Origin of the sequence: Bacillus sp. EKM208B, assembly GCF_011800725.1 — a bacterium.
Lineage (GTDB): Bacteria > Bacillota > Bacilli > Bacillales > Bacillaceae > Bacillus > Bacillus velezensis.
This window is the reverse complement of record NZ_JAANHO010000008.1, coordinates 131839-147579: the sequence shown is the minus strand read 5'-3', so window position 1 is coordinate 147579 and position 15741 is coordinate 131839. Positions and strand designations below refer to the sequence as shown.

The following is a 15741-nucleotide window of genomic DNA, read 5'->3' as shown; positions in this document are numbered from 1 at the left end:
ATCTACTCTCCTTTTTTATAATTGATCCAATTCATCTTCTGATAGAACACGGCAGCCTGCCCGTTTTAAAAGAGCGGAAGTGATGCCGTCTCCGAGTATTTTTTTTCCTGAGAATGTGCCGTCATAGATAAAGCTGCTGCCGCAGGACGGGCTGTTTTCTTTAAGGATGACCGTGGCGGCGCCTATTTCTTTTGCGTATGCTAATGTTTTTTCCGCGCCGTCCATATATAAAGCCGTAACGTCTTCGCCTGATGCTGTTACGATTTTTGCCGTTCCGTTCAGCACGTCTTCGCCCGTGCCGCCGATGATTTCCGCCGGTTCGCGGGGAGTGGTGAAGCCGCCCAAAAGTTCGGGGCAGACCATAACAGCTTTCTTTTCTTCTACGAGTCTGCGGATTTTTTCCGAAGCGGCGTGAGAGCCGTTATACCTGCATTCGATACCGCCGAGACAAGAGCTGACTAAGATCATCTGTGTCCATTCCCTTCAATATTTTAATACTTTCATCATAAATGAAATAAGAGAGGAGGGATGAGTTTTTCAGTTAAAAAACGGGTAAAAAAGTTTGAAAATAAAAAAAATAATTTTTCTCTTTACAAATGGGGTACAACCTGTATATAATAACTTTTGTCAGCTCGACGCGGACACAACGGCCCGTTGGTCAAGCGGTTAAGACACCGCCCTTTCACGGCGGTAACACGGGTTCGAATCCCGTACGGGTCATATGGAGGATTAGCTCAGCTGGGAGAGCATCTGCCTTACAAGCAGAGGGTCGGCGGTTCGAGCCCGTCATCCTCCACCATATTTGCCGGCCTAGCTCAATTGGTAGAGCAACTGACTTGTAATCAGTAGGTTGGGGGTTCAAGTCCTCTGGCCGGCACTGTTTTTTAAAAAAATACGGAGGGGTAGCGAAGTGGCTAAACGCGGCGGACTGTAAATCCGCTCCCTCAGGGTTCGGCAGTTCGAATCTGCCCCCCTCCACCATTTTTGGGCTATAGCCAAGCGGTAAGGCAACGGACTTTGACTCCGTCATGCGTTGGTTCGAATCCAGCTAGCCCAGTCTCAGACACCTTTTGCATAAAGGTGTCTTTTTTTATCAGCATTTTGTTTCGATTTCTGATTGTTCATCAGATATACTATTTTTAAGCTGCTGTTAAGGCAGTATATTCTGTATTTTCCATCTACACCCTGCCTGAAATTTGGTAAAATAAATGTAATAAAAAAATGAAACCTTTTAAAACAATCAACGTATAGATACAGACCGGTGAAGGGCAGAGGTAAGATAAAACATGGAAAACCTGATTAAAAAAAGAATCAAGCAAGTCAAAAAAGGCGATCAAAATGCGTTTGCAGAAATCGTTGACCTTTATAAAGATAAGATTTACCAGCTTTGCTACCGCATGCTCGGCAATGTTCACGAAGCGGAAGATATTGCGCAGGAAGCTTTTATCAGAGCGTATGTCAATATCGACAGTTTCGATATCAACAGAAAGTTTTCAACGTGGCTTTACAGAATTGCGACCAACCTGACCATTGACCGCATCCGTAAGAAAAAGCCTGATTACTATCTGGACGCAGAAGTAGCGGGAGCAGAAGGGCTGACGATGTATTCGCAGATCGCCGCGGACGGGGTTCTCCCTGAAGACGCCGTATTGTCATTGGAGCTGTCGGACACAATTCAGAAAAAGATTTTAAAGCTGCCTGACAAGTACAGAACGGTTATTGTATTAAAGTATATTGACGAACTCTCTTTAATTGAAATCGGGGAGATTCTGAATATCCCTGTCGGCACCGTCAAGACAAGGATACACAGAGGCAGAGAGGCTCTTAGAAAACAATTGAGGGATCTTTAAGTGGGGTGATGAAATGAGCTGTCCTGAACAGATCGTGCAGCTTATGCATAAGCATCTTGATGGAGATATCCTTCCTGAAGATGAAAACGTATTAAAACAACATTTGCAGTCATGCGGGAATTGCAAACGGCATTTTCATGAAATGGAGAAATCCGTAGCACTCGTCCGAAGCACATCGCATGTCACGGCCCCTGCTGATTTTACTGCCAAAGTTATGGCGAATCTTCCAAAAGAGAAAAAACGCGCTTCTGTAAAACGATGGATCAAAACTCATCCGATGATTGCAGCCGCAGCGGTTTTTGTGATTTTAATGGGCGGCGGTTTTTTCAACAGCTGGCATAATGACCACAATTTCAGTGTGTCCAAACAGCCGAACCTTGTCGTGCAGAATCACACGGTCACCGTCCCTGAAGGCGAGACCGTAAAGGGCGATGTCACAGTAAAAAACGGCAAGCTGTTCATTGAAGGAAAAGTCGACGGCAATGTGACCGTCGTCAACGGAGAAAAATACATGGCCTCAGCCGGACAAGTCACCGGGCAGATTGAAGAGATTAACCAATTGTTTGACTGGGTCTGGTACGAACTGAAATCGGCGGGCCAGGGCGTCGTGAGCGCTTTGGACCCGAATGAAGATGAGTAAAGCGTATAATCGCTTTACTCTTTTTTGTGCATCGCCGCGCTGGCTCATTTCACTTGAGAAATCAAAATGTGGTATAATGAGCACGCTATATGATGTACATATTGCTCATGCAGCACAATTCATAACAGAAAAACGAAATGACTGAATTCTTGGAGGACGAGGAAATGGCTTTTGAGGACATCCCATTTTTGCAATACCTCGGCAATGCCGTTGATATTCTCCTTGTTTGGTATGTGATATATAAATTAATCATGGTCATACGCGGGACGAAGGCGGTTCAGCTTTTAAAAGGAATCGTCGTCATCGTATTGGTCCGGATGGCCAGTTCATATTTGGGACTCAGCACGCTTCAGTGGCTGATGGACCAAGCGATAACATGGGGATTTTTAGCGATCATCATTATATTCCAGCCTGAGCTGAGACGGGCGCTTGAACAGCTCGGACGGGGCCGGTTCTTTTCCAGGAGCGGGACCCCCGTGGAGGAAGCGCAGCATAAGACAATTGAAGCGATTACAAAATCGATCAGCTACATGGCAAAACGCCGTATCGGCGCACTCATCGCGATTGAGCGCGATACGGGAATGGGCGATTATATTGAGACGGGCATCCCGCTTAATGCGCAGGTCAGCTCGGAGCTTTTGATTAATATCTTCATCCCGAATACACCGCTGCATGATGGAGCGGTCATTATGAAAAATAACGAGATTGCGGCGGCTGCCTGTTATCTGCCGCTTTCTGAAAGCCCGTTTATTTCAAAGGAGCTGGGGACGCGTCACAGAGCGGCTGTCGGCATCAGTGAAGTGACGGACAGCTTAACCATTATTGTATCTGAAGAGACGGGCGCCATCAGTGTGGCCAAAAACGGAGACCTTCACAGAGAATTGACGGAAGAAGCACTGAAAGAAATGCTTGAAGCCGAGTTTAAGAAGAACGCCAGAGATACTTCTTCTAACCGCTGGTACTGGAGGGGCAAGAAAAATGGATAAATTCTTAAACAACCGCTGGGCTGTAAAGATCATTGCATTGCTCTTTGCGCTGCTGCTTTACGTTGCGGTTAACAACAACCAGGCGCCGACTCCGAAAAAGCCGGGGGAATCCTTTTTTCCGACATCAACGACTGACGAGGCTACGCTTACTGATATTCCTGTAAAAGCATACTATGATGAAGCGAACTATGTCGTCACCGGCGTGCCCCAGACCGTAAATGTCACGATTAAAGGCTCGACAAGCGCGGTGAAAAAGGCGAGACAGACGAAGAATTTTGAGATATACGCCGATATGAATAAGCTGAAGACCGGGACTCATAAGGTCGAATTGAAGGCGAAAAACGTATCGGACGGACTGACGATCTCCATTAACCCGTCAGTCACGACGGTTACGATTCAGGAAAAAACGGCTGAGAGTTTTCCCGTGGAAGTTGAATACTACAATAAAAGCAAAATGAAAAAGGGATACACCCCTCAGCAGCCGATTATCAGCCCGAAAAACGTGCAGATTACAGGTTCGAAAAATGTGATTGATAACATTTCACTTGTCAAAGCATCCGTGAACCTTGAAAATGCAAATGAGACCATTGAAAAGGAAGTGAAGGTGACCGTCTATGACAAAGACGGCAACGCACTTCCTGTTGATGTTGAACCGTCAGTCATTAAAGTGACAGTTCCCGTAGCCAGTCCGAGCAAAAAGCTTCCTTTCAAAATCGAAAGGAAGGGAAGTCTTCCGGACGGGGTGAGCGTTGCGAGCATTGACTCGAATCCGAGTGAGGTGACGGTTTACGGCCCGCAGGATGTGCTGGATTCACTGGAATTTATTGACGGCGTATCTCTTGATTTAGGCAAAATTGATAAAGATACCGATATCAATGCCGATATCCCGCTTCCTAAGGGTGTCACCAAGGTATCACCGGAAAAAATCACGCTTCATGTTAAAGTGGACAGTGAAGACAAAAAGGATTTTGACAATGTCGGAATCAAGACGGTCGGACTGGGAGGCTCACAGCAGATTGAGTTTCTCGATCCTGAATCGCAGGCGATAAATATTACGGCCAAAGGCTCTCCCGCCAACATTAAGGCGCTGAAAAAGTCGGACATTGAACTGTATGCCAATGTCTCGGACTTGGATGACGGAGAGCACTCTGTAAAGCTTGAAGTAAACGGCCCGCAAAACGTCACATGGTCCCTGTCAAAAGACACGGTTAAGATCAAGCTGACTTCTAAGAAAAACACAAGTTCAAATAAAAATAACGGCGGTTCCGCTGATTCCGGCAATAAGAACGGCACAAGCGGAGACGCAGACAAAGACAAGAACAAGAACCGGGAAGACGACACTGACAGCGATCAGAATAAAAGTCAAAACCAGGATCAAAATCAAGACCAGGATGAAGACGGATCAAGTGCTGATTCTTCTTCAACAGAATGAAAAAGGAGCGATACAAAATGGGCAAGTATTTTGGAACAGATGGTGTAAGAGGTGTTGCCAACAGCGAGCTTACGCCAGAGCTGGCCTTTAAAGTTGGGCGTTTTGGCGGTTATGTCCTGACCAAAGATAAGCAGCGCCCGAAAGTGCTGATCGGCCGTGATACACGTATCTCCGGACATATGCTGGAGGGAGCCCTTGTCGCCGGACTTTTATCGATCGGAGCTGAAGTGATGCGCCTCGGCGTTATTTCTACGCCAGGGGTATCCTATTTAACGAAAGCCATGGATGCTGAGGCGGGCGTCATGATCTCCGCTTCTCACAACCCCGTACAGGATAACGGGATTAAATTTTTCGGAGGGGACGGCTTTAAGCTTTCTGATGAGCAGGAGGCCGAGATTGAACGTCTTATGGATGAACCGGAAGATAAGCTGCCGAGACCGACAGGCGCGGACCTCGGGCTTGTGAACGATTATTTTGAAGGCGTTCAAAAGTATCTGCAATTTTTAAAGCAGACGGCGGACGAAGATTTCACAGGCATTCATGTAGCGCTTGACTGCGCCCATGGTGCGACATCTTCCATTGCGACGCACCTTTTTGCCGATCTCGATGCTGACGTATCTACAATGGGGACGTCTCCGAACGGATTAAACATTAATGATGGCGTCGGTTCTACTCACCCGGAAGCGCTGAGTGCTTTCGTCAAAGAAAAAAACGCCGATATCGGCCTTGCGTTTGACGGAGACGGCGACCGCCTCATTGCCGTTGATGAAAAAGGAAACATCGTCGACGGTGATCAAATCATGTACATATGCGCGAAGTATTTGAAATCAGAAGGCCGTCTGAAGGATGATACCGTCGTATCGACCGTGATGAGCAACCTCGGTTTCTACAAAGCGCTTGAAAAAGAAGAAATCAAAAGCGTTCAAACGGCAGTCGGCGACCGCTATGTCGTAGAAGCGATGAAAAAAGACGGCTATAATGTCGGCGGCGAGCAGTCAGGGCACCTTATTTTCCTTGATTACAACACTACCGGCGACGGTCTCTTGTCCGCGATCATGCTTGTAAATACGCTGAAGGCGTCCGGCAAAACCCTTTCAGAACTTGCGGATGAAATGAAAAAATTCCCGCAGCTCTTAGTGAATGTGAAAGTGACGGATAAATATAAGGTAGAAGAAAACGCTAAGGTGAAGGCCGTTATTTCTGAAGTGGAAAAAGAAATGAACGGAGACGGCCGGATTTTAGTGCGCCCGTCAGGCACCGAACCGCTCGTCCGCGTGATGGCCGAAGCGAGAACAAAAGAGCTTTGTGACGAATATGTCACAAAAATCGTGGATGTCGTGCGGACAGAAATGGGAGCGGAGTAGCGAAGTTTATAAACAGAGAGCGAACAAAACAAGTGCGATCAGCATAAAATGATAGTAAACATGATGCCGGGGCGGCAAAAAATAATTGACCGTCCTTGGCACATGCTGTAAAATCAAGCTTGTTCAGCCTTTGTTTTTCACTTGCAGGAAAGGCGGGATTGTTTGCATCTTTTATAATTACAGCGCCCGAACTAAGCGCCCGAAAAACGGCTTAGTTGACGAGGATGGAGGTTATCGAATTTTCGGCGGATGCCTCCCGGCTGATTCATTTAGATCACAGCCGTAAGGATTTCTTCAAACCGGAGGGGCGACTCTCCGAACAAAGGGAAATCACATGATCTTCCAAAAAAACATGTGGGAGGGGACGATTGAAAGTCCCCTTGTAATTTGACTTTCTTCGTCTCCTTTTGCACCTTTAGGAGGAAGAAAATATGTGTGGAATTGTAGGTTATATCGGTCAGCTTGATGCGAAAGAGATTTTGTTAAAAGGATTAGAGAAGCTTGAGTACCGCGGCTATGACTCTGCCGGTATCGCTGTGGCGAATGAGCAGGGCGTGCATGTGTACAAAGAAAAAGGCCGCATCGCCGACCTTCGTGAAGTGGTGGATCACACGGTTGAATCTCAAGCGGGAATCGGCCATACACGCTGGGCGACTCACGGCGAACCAAGCTTCCTGAACGCTCACCCGCATCAAAGCGCACTCGGCCGCTTTACACTTGTTCACAACGGTGTGATCGAGAACTATGTTCAGCTGAAGCGCGAATATCTTGAAAACGTTGAACTGAAAAGCGACACGGACACTGAAGTAGTCGTTCAAATGATCGAGCAATTTGTGGCGGGAGGACTTAGTACAGAAGAAGCGTTCCGCAAAACACTGACTCTGTTAAAAGGCTCTTACGCAATTGCATTATTTGACGGTGAAAACACAGACACCATTTACGTTGCAAAAAACAAAAGCCCTCTGTTAATCGGCCTTGGAGATACGTTTAACGTCGTGGCATCTGACGCGATGGCTATGCTTCAAGTAACGAATGAATACGTTGAGCTTTTGGACAAAGAAATGGTGATCGTGACAAAAGACGAAGCCGTGATTAAAAACCTTGACGGTGAAGTCATGACACGTGCATCTTATATCGCTGAGCTTGACGCCAGTGATATCGAAAAAGGCACATACCCTCACTACATGTTAAAAGAAACGGATGAGCAGCCGCTTGTTATGCGCAAAATCATCCAAACGTATCAGGACGAAAACGGCAGACTGGCCGTGGCCGGCGATGTCGCTGACGCCGTGGCGGAAGCGGACCGCATTTATATCGTGGCTTGCGGAACGAGCTACCATGCCGGTCTTGTCGGGAAACAATATATTGAAATGTGGGCAAACGTACCGGTTGAAGTGCATGTAGCGAGTGAATTCTCTTACAACATGCCGCTTCTGTCTAAGAAGCCGCTCTTTATCTTCCTTTCTCAAAGCGGAGAAACAGCGGACAGCCGCGCCGTGCTTGTTCAAGTCAAAGCGCTGGGTCACAAAGCGCTGACGATTACAAACGTTCCGGGATCAACGCTTTCCCGTGAAGCGGATTACACATTGCTTCTGCACGCAGGCCCTGAGATCGCGGTTGCATCAACAAAAGCGTATACGGCTCAGATTGCCGTCCTCGCGATCCTTGCGTCCGTTGCAGCAGAACGCAACGGCGTTGATATCGGTTTTGATTTGGTCAAAGAATTAGGTATCGCGGCAAACGCCATGGAAGCCCTCTGCGACCAGAAGGACGAAATGGAAATGATTGCGCGTGAGTACCTGACTGTTTCAAGAAACGCTTTCTTCATCGGCCGCGGCCTTGACTACTTCGTGTGTGTCGAAGGCGCCCTGAAGCTGAAAGAGATTTCTTACATCCAGGCGGAAGGCTTCGCCGGCGGCGAGCTGAAGCACGGAACAATCGCTCTGATTGAAGAAGGAACACCGGTCTTTGCACTGGCGACACAAGAACACGTCAACCTGAGCATCCGCGGAAATGTGAAGGAAGTCGCAGCCCGCGGCGCCAACACTTGCATCATCTCGCTGAAAGGCTTAGAAGACGCAGACGACAGATTCATCCTGCCGGAAGTCAACCCTGCGCTTGCTCCGCTGGTATCTGTTGTGCCATTGCAGCTGATCGCTTACTACGCTGCACTGCACCGCGGCTGTGACGTTGATAAACCGCGCAACCTTGCGAAGAGTGTTACGGTGGAATAATATATTTAACCCCTTTGGTTATTAGCCAGAGGGGTTTTTTAATGCAGAAATTAGAAATACATACTCTTTGCGATTGTAAAGAAATCCCCTTTTATATATTGAAAAGGATTAACACCTGCCTTATAATACGAGATGCATTCCAGTTAATATCCATAAATGTAATCATTGGTAAATCGTTTTTGTGCATGCCTCATCGGAAAGTAATCACCTCCAGCAATTTTCATCATGAATATTCCATTATATAACCGTGATCAATCGATTACACATCCAAATTATGATTAAAAAAGACCTTAAAATCCCTGTTGTATTTGCCGACTCCTGATCCATTATGAATACCTCGACTAGATATGAAAATAACAACATTTTTTGAATAATCCGGTTCAATTCTTAAAAAAGTCCTGACAACAATGATAGGAGTGGAATGATGTCAAACCTTTTAGAAATCAGAAACATCAGCAAATCTTTTGGTCATAAAGTTGTTTTAAAGGATGTCACATTCAATGTGCCTGCCGGATCCATTGTCGGTTTTATCGGTGATAACGGCGCAGGCAAATCAACAACATTTAAAACGATATTAGGGTTAATCTCTCAGGATAGAGGTAAAGTGAAAATCTTTGGTAAAGAGAATCTGGATAAACATATAAAGTTCAAAGAAGATATAGGGGTCGTATTTGATGCGATGAATTTGCCCGCGCATCTTACGATAAAACAGCTGAATCATGTATTTAAAAAACTATTCGGTGCTTGGGACCAAGACAATTTTTATCGGTTGGTTCATTCTTTCTCTTTACCTATGGACAAAAAAGTGAATACATTCTCGCGCGGCATGTCAATGAAGTTATCAGTAGCTGTTGCTTTGTCGCATAATGCAAAATTATTACTCCTGGATGAAGCAACGGGAGGGCTTGATCCCTCTTCAAGAGATGCTCTGTTAAATGAATTAAAAAGCTTTGTGAGTAAAAGCAACGGCGGTATTTTACTTTCATCGCACATTATGACTGATGTCGAGAAGATAGCCAGCCATATCATTATGATGAAAGATGGCGAAATTTTATTAAATGAAGAGAAAGACAAGGTTCTTGAAAGCTATACTGTTATAGACGTTGATGAAGGCCAATTGGCTGAGCTTGACGAAGATATCGTTCTAGCAAAAAGGAATCATGGATCTTATTGGAGTGTGCTTGTATCGGATCAACAGAAATTGCCGAATGGCGTAACGGCCAACACCATTTCCATAGAAGAAATCAGCGTCTTTTTAACGAGGAGTGAAAACATTGAGAGGTCTGTTACTGACTAACTATTACTTGGTTTATCGGAGTTTCTTTGCATACACAGGGTTGGCCATATTGGTATCAGCAGTCATTTTTTATTTTGGGGATGCTTCAATGCATCGTTTTGTTGCTATGCTGATTATTTTGTTTGTCGTCATGCCCGCACTTGAGGTTATAAAGTATGAGAGCAAGTCTGGCTATGACAGGTATGTCCTGACTTTACCGGTCAGCAGAACAAATATTGTTCAAAGTCACTATGTCTTTTATCTTTTGATTGTTGTGATCGGAGCTGTAATATCTTATGGTATTTTCCTTGTATACAGCCTGGGTTCTGATGAACCAATTGACGGCATATTGAATATTGTCTCTTTTGGAACGTTCATCGTTCTCTTTGCCGGTGCAATCGTTTATCCTCTTCTCTACATGATAGGCCCGGAAAAATCCGATGCTATCGTGATTGGAGGTGCAATGGGGGGACTTTTTGCTACCTTTGGATTGCAAAGTGTCGTTGGGTATGCAGCAGAACAAGTACCGCTGTCATTTTTGCACATAAATCCTTCTTTATATGTTCCGATTATATATCTCATGATCGGCGTTATCTTATATATCATTTCATTTTTCATTGCTGCGGCTATCTATCATAAAAAAGAATTTACAACAGGATAAGGCAAGGAACGGGCTCATAAATTCACTTAAACTTCAAGCAGACAGCCGCCCGCATAATGGGCGGCTGTTCTTCTAATTAAAACTGCGTTGTCACATCGTACTCATAATCAATCTTCAATTTTACATTTTTCATAGTCGATTTTGCTGTTGCGAGTGTGTTGTATTTAAAATTCCAGATGCTTGAGACTGAGAGGTTATCATCCAGTGTGATACCGTAATTTCCTTGAGTGGAGCTGTTTGCGAGTGCGTGGTGCCACACTTTATTTTCTTCAGACATTATGCAGTGTCTTGTGTTTCCTTGGCTTGGTGTTTGAGTCGCGGCGGTACTGATTCTTTTCACTATGGCGTCTTTTGGAATGCTTGTTTGTTTGGTTAAGTCGAGCCTGAGAACAGTTGAATCTGATCCATTCGAACTGAGGCTTGTATTTCCTTTATTTTCAGCCGTGCCGCTGAATGAGAAGGTCTCGCTTCCGGTTTTGATTCGATCGTAAATGGAGAGTGTAAAGTATATATCGTCAGTGTATGAGCCGCGGGACACTTTCACGTAGAACGTCTCGTTGTTTTCTTTCGCATCTGTAATGGCATAGATAAAAGGAAGCGGCGTATCAGGGTTTATCACTTCTGTGCCTTTACTGATCAGCACTTTGTTTTTATTATAAATTTCAATGCTCATTCCCTTGTATTCACTTCTTGTTGAGCTCCTGACATAGAGTCTTTCTCCCTTATTTGCCGTGAAAGTGAAGTACGATTCTTTTTCCCCTTCCGGCAATATGGCAGTATCAATATTTTTATATTTCCAGTAGCCTACTGGATTGGCAGTTTCAAATGAGTGATTTCCTGTAATAGCGCTTATTTGTGATGAGTTCTTTTGAGACGCAGAGGCTGAGGCTGAAGGTGCAATCAATACGCCTGATAATACGATTGCACTGACAAATAGCATAGAAACATACTTTTTCATGGAAAAATCCCCCTTTTTGACTACATCATACATAAAAACCCTCATGATGTAAACATTTGTTATTTTAGGTTAAAATCAACTGGGAAACAGCCGATACAAACACTAGAACATCATCTCAAGCGGAGGTTAAAAACATGCGCCTAAACGCTCGTTATATAAAAAATCAAGTAATGGCTCAGCAAGTGCTTCAGCGGTATTCTTCCAAAACAAATGGGAAAGATGCGGCAAAAGGGCCGGACAGCTTATTGATTCAGGCAAGCGGGACCCGCGATCTGAGCCAGATGAATTATTCAAGGAGCGGTGTCACTGAGAAAGGGAGCAGCCTGTCCCGTTTATATCAATCTGCAAATCAGAAAACGATTACGGATAATGGGAATGAGACGGTAATAGACGCTGATAATCCGTATGAGTCTGAGAGTGATATTGCGAGCAAGATTCTTGATGAGAAATACAGCCGTATCAATGAAATCAATAAACGAAAATCAGATCCTTTGCGTTATATTAAGGACAAATACCAGCGTGCCGATTCACCTTATTTCAGGAGTGATTTATCAGAATCAGAGCGTCAGGCCGCTTATCATAACGAAACGGAATGGCTGTTTAAGGGAAAAGCCCAGAGCTATGATTTCCGTGATGCGGCGTTTCGGGGTGAAACGCTCAACGGAGAGATTCAAGTCGAAAATGAAAGGGTGTTTCAGCGGGCGCAGGTGAATCAGCAGATTGATATGCTTTTTCATCGGAATCATATTCAGATTCCGGAGGGTGCGAATCTTACATTTACGATATCACCGATTGATTATCTGTTAAAAGTGAGCGGGACTGACGATAAAGAGCTCACTCAGCAGATTGAAGCCGTCTTAAACTCCGGGGAAAACAGCAAAGAGCTGTTTGCGCACATCATTCGCAGCCGGAGTGATGACTCCTCGCAGTTTACGCCGGAAACATATGAGAAATATCAAGTCGTTCGGGAAATGTATGAGGTGACCGGCTATCATCTGAAAGACTTGCAGATCGTGGACGGAAAGTATGTCACAGAAGACGGCCGTGACCTTTTAGACGTCTATAAGGAAGCGCTGCAGCTCGATCCTTTGTTGAAGCATACGGCGGCAGAAGCGGCCGCCCATTACGGACAGGGGCTCACGAAGCTTGCGAGAACGGGTTATGATACCATTCCTGATTTGGTGCTGTCCATTGAGTATAAAAACGGATCTCTGCGTGATGTCGGTCAAAGCAGGCAATACGGATCTGGGGATACAGGTTGGCTTTCTGAATGGAAACGGGAGCTGGGTGTGCGTATATAAATTGAGAAAAAAGCTGACGAATGATGCCGTCAGCTTTTCTTTATGTGTTTTCTTAAAACTCCTCATACTCCGCCGGGTCTTGGCCGTTTATGCGTCCGTCGGGGCGGGTAAGCGAGTCGATGATGTTCATGTCGTTTTCATCAAGAGAGAAATCAAAAACGGAGATGTTTTCAAGCTGGCGCTCGGGCGATGCTGATTTTGGAATCGGGATGGCGCCCAGCTGGATATGCCAGCGTAAAATGACTTGAGAAATGGTTTTGCCGTATTTGTCCGCAATCTGTCCGAGTTTTTGATCGTTCAATACTTCACCGGCGCGGGATAACGGACTCCATGATTCTGTCACGATGCCCTGTTCTTCGTGCCATTGGCGCTGCTGCTGCTGATTAAAAGCGGGATGCAGTTCAATTTGGTTGATGCCTGGCTTTACGCCGGTTTCACGTTCGAGCCGTTCGATATGCTCAGGCAGGAAATTGCAGACGCCGATGGATCGGATCAGGCCCCATTTTTTCGCATCAATCAGTGCCTGCCATGCTTCCGTGTAGCGGTCTTGTTTCGGATTCGGCCAATGGACGAGATACAGGTCATAGTAGTCCAGACCGGCGCGGTATAAAGATTCTTGGATGGTTTGTACAGCTTTGTCATAGTCATGGTAGCGTCCGGGCAGCTTGGACGTCACGTATAGCTGTTCTCTCGGAACAGAGCTTCTGCGGATGGCTTCTCCGACCGTCCCTTCATTTTCATAGTTATAAGCGGTGTCAATCAGACGGTAGCCGATATCAATGGCGCTGGTAATGGCATGAACGCCATTGTTTCCATTAAGAGCGTATGTACCGAAGCCGATCGCGGGAATGCTTGTCCCATCCAGCAGTTTCTTTTGCGGAATTGTCCCAGTCATCATTAAATCCCTCCTTGTTTTCTACTTTACCATTATTCTTACAAATGAAACATAATAATGGAAGGAAATGAGATGATCCGCACATGAAAAAAGCTGACGGAGAACCGTCAGCTTTAAATTTGAAACATCCATGCTACGACGGGGCCGAAGACCGACCCTAACACGGCGCAGAGCGTCATGGAAACAGAACTCATGGAGACCGTTAATTCTCCGTACTCCATTGCTTTTGAGGTGCCGAGCGCATGGGAAGCGCTCCCGAATGCAATTCCTTTCCCGAGTGAGCTGCGGATGCGGATCCACTTGAGAAGCAGCGGTCCTAAGATAACGCCGGAAAACCCTGCGATCATGACGAACACGACTGTCATGGAAGGGACACCGCCGATACCGGACGCAATCTGTATGGCGACAGGCGTCGTAATTGATTTTGGGATAATCGACAAAATCAAACTCCGGCTGATGCCGAACAGCTCTGCAAATAGCAGGCCGCTGACCATTCCGGAGAATAAACCGGCCAACACGCCGCCGATGATCGGAAACATATACTTGATTAACACCCGGCGCTGCTTATAAAGCGGGTATGCCAAAGCCACCACGGCGGGGCCGAGCAGTGAATTGATCCATTGTCCGCCGATCATATAGTCTTTATACGAAATATGAAAAACAAGCAGCACGGCGATAATGAAAATCGTAGTCGTCAAAACCGGTATGAGAAAGGGATATGGAAAGCGCACATATAATTTCACCATAGCCAGATAGGCGGCGGCCGTGAACAAAATTATAAGGATTGCGATACATGCTTGCTGCACTTCTTTTTCTCCTTTCTCTGATTGGCTTTGTGCTCTAACAGCTGGCTGGCGTACCCTGCGGCGATCATTGTGACGATGGTGCTCAGCACGATGATCAGAAACAGAGCAGCCCCGCTGGCGGAAAACAGTGACGGGTAATTGATGACGCCCGTCATGGCCGGAATGAATAACAGCGGAAGAAAAGACAGCAAAAATCCGGCTCCGTCTTCAATCATTTTGACGGGAATGATCTTAACCGATAAACATATGATCAGCAGGATCAAACCGATGATACTTCCGGGAATGGGCAGGTGAAAGAACTGCTGAACGGCTCCCCCGATAAAGGAAAATGCGAATAAAATAATGATTTGCAAGATGATGCGTATGACTTTCACGACAATGCTGTTCTTTGGAGAAGAGCAGCTTCCCCCTTTCTTGATGCTTCGATATGTTTCTTTACTTTTTGCGCATATATTTGTACTATACAAATATATGTATGCAAAATCTTTCTATATGTTTTCTGAGTAAATGTGCATATGTTTGTATTATACAACTAATATTGCTGTTGTCAATTGTAAGGAGTGAGGCTGTTGTCAAAACAAGATCCGATTGAATTAATTGAATATGAGCTCACCACTTTTATCAGGAGAGCTGTTTATCTTGATAACTCCGACCGTAAAATCGGACATCTGGAAAGGGCTGCGTATTTGTTATTACGGCAGCTGGATGAATTCGGACCGGCGCGTGTAAAGGAATTAGCCGAATCTTTTAAGCTGGATATTTCCACATTGTCTCGCCAGGCCGCGGCCTTGGAGTCGAAAGAGCTGATCCAGCGTTTTTCCGATCCTTCTGACGGGCGGGTCAGTCTGTTTGCGATTACGAAGCTTGGCAAACAGAGGTTAAAAGCTGATAAAAAGATGCGTCTTGATCGATACCGACATATGCTTGACGATTGGTCAGGCGATGAAAAAGAAATGTTCAGCCGGCTTTTGCTGCGGCTGAATGAGGCATTTATCGATTAATGCATGATTTTTGCCGGGTTAAGCAGGATTATGGCGTATACAAGGGAGAATGGAAGAGAGTAAGACTTTACGCCATTCTGCTTAGCAAAAATAATATTGAATAGGGGGCGGAACATGTTTCTCCAGGGACATCCTGTTTCTCGGAGGCTGCGGCATTTATTATCTCAATATTCATAATTCAATAAAAATGAAAGCGCTTTATTTTTAGTCTGTTGGTTTAGGGTGCAAGGTGTTTACCTGAAAAAAACAATTGTATTTTCCACGAAAATTTATTATGATGGAATAAGGAAATTGGAGATTATATAACAATAGAAAGCTAGAATATTTCTAATATTGC

General features: G+C 45.4%; 15 protein-coding genes and 5 tRNA genes. 15 read left to right on the top strand and 5 right to left on the bottom strand.

Going from position 1 to position 15741, the window contains the following annotated elements:
- Positions 1-15: 15 nt before the first annotated feature.
- Complete coding sequence (locus G9F75_RS15375; RefSeq protein ID WP_014416775.1) at positions 16-468, bottom strand: 2-thiouracil desulfurase family protein; 453 nt, start codon at positions 466-468, stop codon at positions 16-18.
- Positions 469-648: 180 nt separating this feature from the next.
- On the opposite strand from G9F75_RS15375, the gene G9F75_RS15370 reads away from it, so the two are divergent.
- From G9F75_RS15370 to G9F75_RS15310, 13 genes are all read left to right on the top strand, one after another.
- A tRNA-Glu gene (locus tag G9F75_RS15370) sits at positions 649-720 on the top strand.
- A gap of 3 nt (positions 721-723) precedes the next feature.
- Positions 724-799 (top strand) — tRNA-Val (locus tag G9F75_RS15365).
- A gap of 5 nt (positions 800-804) precedes the next feature.
- A tRNA-Thr gene (locus G9F75_RS15360) sits at positions 805-877 on the top strand.
- A 19-nt stretch (positions 878-896) separates the two neighbouring features.
- Positions 897-981 (top strand) — tRNA-Tyr (locus G9F75_RS15355).
- Positions 982-985: 4 nt separating this feature from the next.
- Positions 986-1057, top strand: a tRNA-Gln gene (locus G9F75_RS15350).
- 229 nt (positions 1058-1286) lie between these two features.
- The gene (gene sigW, locus G9F75_RS15345) at positions 1287-1850 is read left to right on the top strand and encodes an RNA polymerase sigma factor SigW (RefSeq protein WP_003156766.1); all 564 of its coding nucleotides are present in this window, start codon (positions 1287-1289) and stop codon (positions 1848-1850) included.
- Between the two features lie 13 nt (positions 1851-1863).
- The gene (gene rsiW, locus G9F75_RS15340; RefSeq protein WP_003156765.1) at positions 1864-2490 is read left to right on the top strand and encodes an anti-sigma-W factor RsiW; all 627 of its coding nucleotides are present in this window, start codon (positions 1864-1866) and stop codon (positions 2488-2490) included.
- A gap of 164 nt (positions 2491-2654) precedes the next feature.
- The gene (gene cdaA / locus G9F75_RS15335; RefSeq protein ID WP_003156763.1) at positions 2655-3476 is read left to right on the top strand and encodes a diadenylate cyclase CdaA; all 822 of its coding nucleotides are present in this window, start codon (positions 2655-2657) and stop codon (positions 3474-3476) included.
- Complete coding sequence (gene cdaR / locus G9F75_RS15330) at positions 3469-4908, top strand: CdaA regulatory protein CdaR (protein ID WP_021495334.1); 1440 nt, start codon at positions 3469-3471, stop codon at positions 4906-4908. Before cdaA ends, cdaR begins: the two co-directional genes overlap by 8 nt.
- Before the next feature lie 17 nt (positions 4909-4925).
- Complete coding sequence (gene glmM, locus G9F75_RS15325) at positions 4926-6272, top strand: phosphoglucosamine mutase (protein ID WP_007408011.1); 1347 nt, start codon at positions 4926-4928, stop codon at positions 6270-6272.
- 431 nt (positions 6273-6703) lie between these two features.
- The gene (gene glmS, locus G9F75_RS15320; RefSeq protein WP_003156758.1) at positions 6704-8506 is read left to right on the top strand and encodes a glutamine--fructose-6-phosphate transaminase (isomerizing); all 1803 of its coding nucleotides are present in this window, start codon (positions 6704-6706) and stop codon (positions 8504-8506) included.
- 424 nt (positions 8507-8930) lie between these two features.
- Positions 8931-9803: an ABC transporter ATP-binding protein gene (locus tag G9F75_RS15315; protein WP_021495330.1), complete on the top strand. Its 873-nt coding sequence runs from the start codon at positions 8931-8933 to the stop codon at positions 9801-9803.
- Entirely contained in the window at positions 9781-10443 is a 663-nt protein-coding gene (locus tag G9F75_RS15310; protein WP_014416781.1) for an ABC-2 transporter permease, read from the top strand. The genes G9F75_RS15315 and G9F75_RS15310 overlap by 23 nt, the downstream gene beginning before the upstream one ends.
- Positions 10444-10519: 76 nt before the next feature.
- Here G9F75_RS15310 and G9F75_RS15305 read toward each other — a convergent pair whose 3' ends face one another.
- Positions 10520-11401, bottom strand: a complete 882-nt coding sequence (locus G9F75_RS15305) for a hypothetical protein (RefSeq protein ID WP_094296342.1) — start codon at positions 11399-11401, stop codon at positions 10520-10522.
- A gap of 134 nt (positions 11402-11535) precedes the next feature.
- Here G9F75_RS15305 and G9F75_RS15300 point away from each other — a divergent pair, with 134 nt between their 5' ends.
- Entirely contained in the window at positions 11536-12702 is a 1167-nt protein-coding gene (locus tag G9F75_RS15300; protein ID WP_014416783.1) for a DUF4885 family protein, read from the top strand.
- A gap of 52 nt (positions 12703-12754) precedes the next feature.
- Here the strand turns inward: G9F75_RS15300 and G9F75_RS15295 are convergent, their stop codons facing one another.
- The 3 genes from G9F75_RS15295 to G9F75_RS15285 form a co-directional block, all read right to left on the bottom strand.
- Positions 12755-13600: an aldo/keto reductase gene (locus G9F75_RS15295; RefSeq protein WP_079890943.1), complete on the bottom strand. Its 846-nt coding sequence runs from the start codon at positions 13598-13600 to the stop codon at positions 12755-12757.
- A 110-nt stretch (positions 13601-13710) separates the two neighbouring features.
- Positions 13711-14403, bottom strand: a complete 693-nt coding sequence (locus G9F75_RS15290; protein ID WP_007408978.1) for an LrgB family protein — start codon at positions 14401-14403, stop codon at positions 13711-13713.
- Positions 14373-14777, bottom strand: coding sequence for a CidA/LrgA family holin-like protein (locus G9F75_RS15285; RefSeq protein ID WP_003156751.1), 405 nt, complete (start codon positions 14775-14777; stop codon positions 14373-14375). Before G9F75_RS15285 ends, G9F75_RS15290 begins: the two co-directional genes overlap by 31 nt.
- A gap of 195 nt (positions 14778-14972) precedes the next feature.
- On the opposite strand from G9F75_RS15285, the gene G9F75_RS15280 reads away from it, so the two are divergent.
- A complete protein-coding gene (locus G9F75_RS15280; protein WP_053285460.1) occupies positions 14973-15404 on the top strand; it encodes a MarR family winged helix-turn-helix transcriptional regulator in 432 nt (143 codons plus the stop codon).
- The last annotated feature ends 337 nt before the right edge of the window (positions 15405-15741 follow it).

Excerpts from the sequence above, each read along its gene's own strand:
- G9F75_RS15375 (WP_014416775.1), bottom strand. The coding sequence starts at position 468 with ATGATCTTAGTCAGCTCTTGTCTCGGCGGTATCGAATGCAGGTATAAC.
- sigW (WP_003156766.1), top strand. The coding sequence starts at position 1,287 with ATGGAAAACCTGATTAAAAAAAGAATCAAGCAAGTCAAAAAAGGCGAT.
- rsiW (WP_003156765.1), top strand. The coding sequence starts at position 1,864 with ATGAGCTGTCCTGAACAGATCGTGCAGCTTATGCATAAGCATCTTGAT.
- cdaA (WP_003156763.1), top strand. The coding sequence starts at position 2,655 with ATGGCTTTTGAGGACATCCCATTTTTGCAATACCTCGGCAATGCCGTT.
- cdaR (WP_021495334.1), top strand. The coding sequence starts at position 3,469 with ATGGATAAATTCTTAAACAACCGCTGGGCTGTAAAGATCATTGCATTG.
- glmM (WP_007408011.1), top strand. The coding sequence starts at position 4,926 with ATGGGCAAGTATTTTGGAACAGATGGTGTAAGAGGTGTTGCCAACAGC.
- glmS (WP_003156758.1), top strand. The coding sequence starts at position 6,704 with ATGTGTGGAATTGTAGGTTATATCGGTCAGCTTGATGCGAAAGAGATT.
- G9F75_RS15315 (WP_021495330.1), top strand. The coding sequence starts at position 8,931 with ATGTCAAACCTTTTAGAAATCAGAAACATCAGCAAATCTTTTGGTCAT.
- G9F75_RS15305 (WP_094296342.1), bottom strand. The coding sequence starts at position 11,401 with ATGAAAAAGTATGTTTCTATGCTATTTGTCAGTGCAATCGTATTATCA.
- G9F75_RS15300 (WP_014416783.1), top strand. The coding sequence starts at position 11,536 with ATGCGCCTAAACGCTCGTTATATAAAAAATCAAGTAATGGCTCAGCAA.
- G9F75_RS15295 (WP_079890943.1), bottom strand. The coding sequence starts at position 13,600 with ATGATGACTGGGACAATTCCGCAAAAGAAACTGCTGGATGGGACAAGC.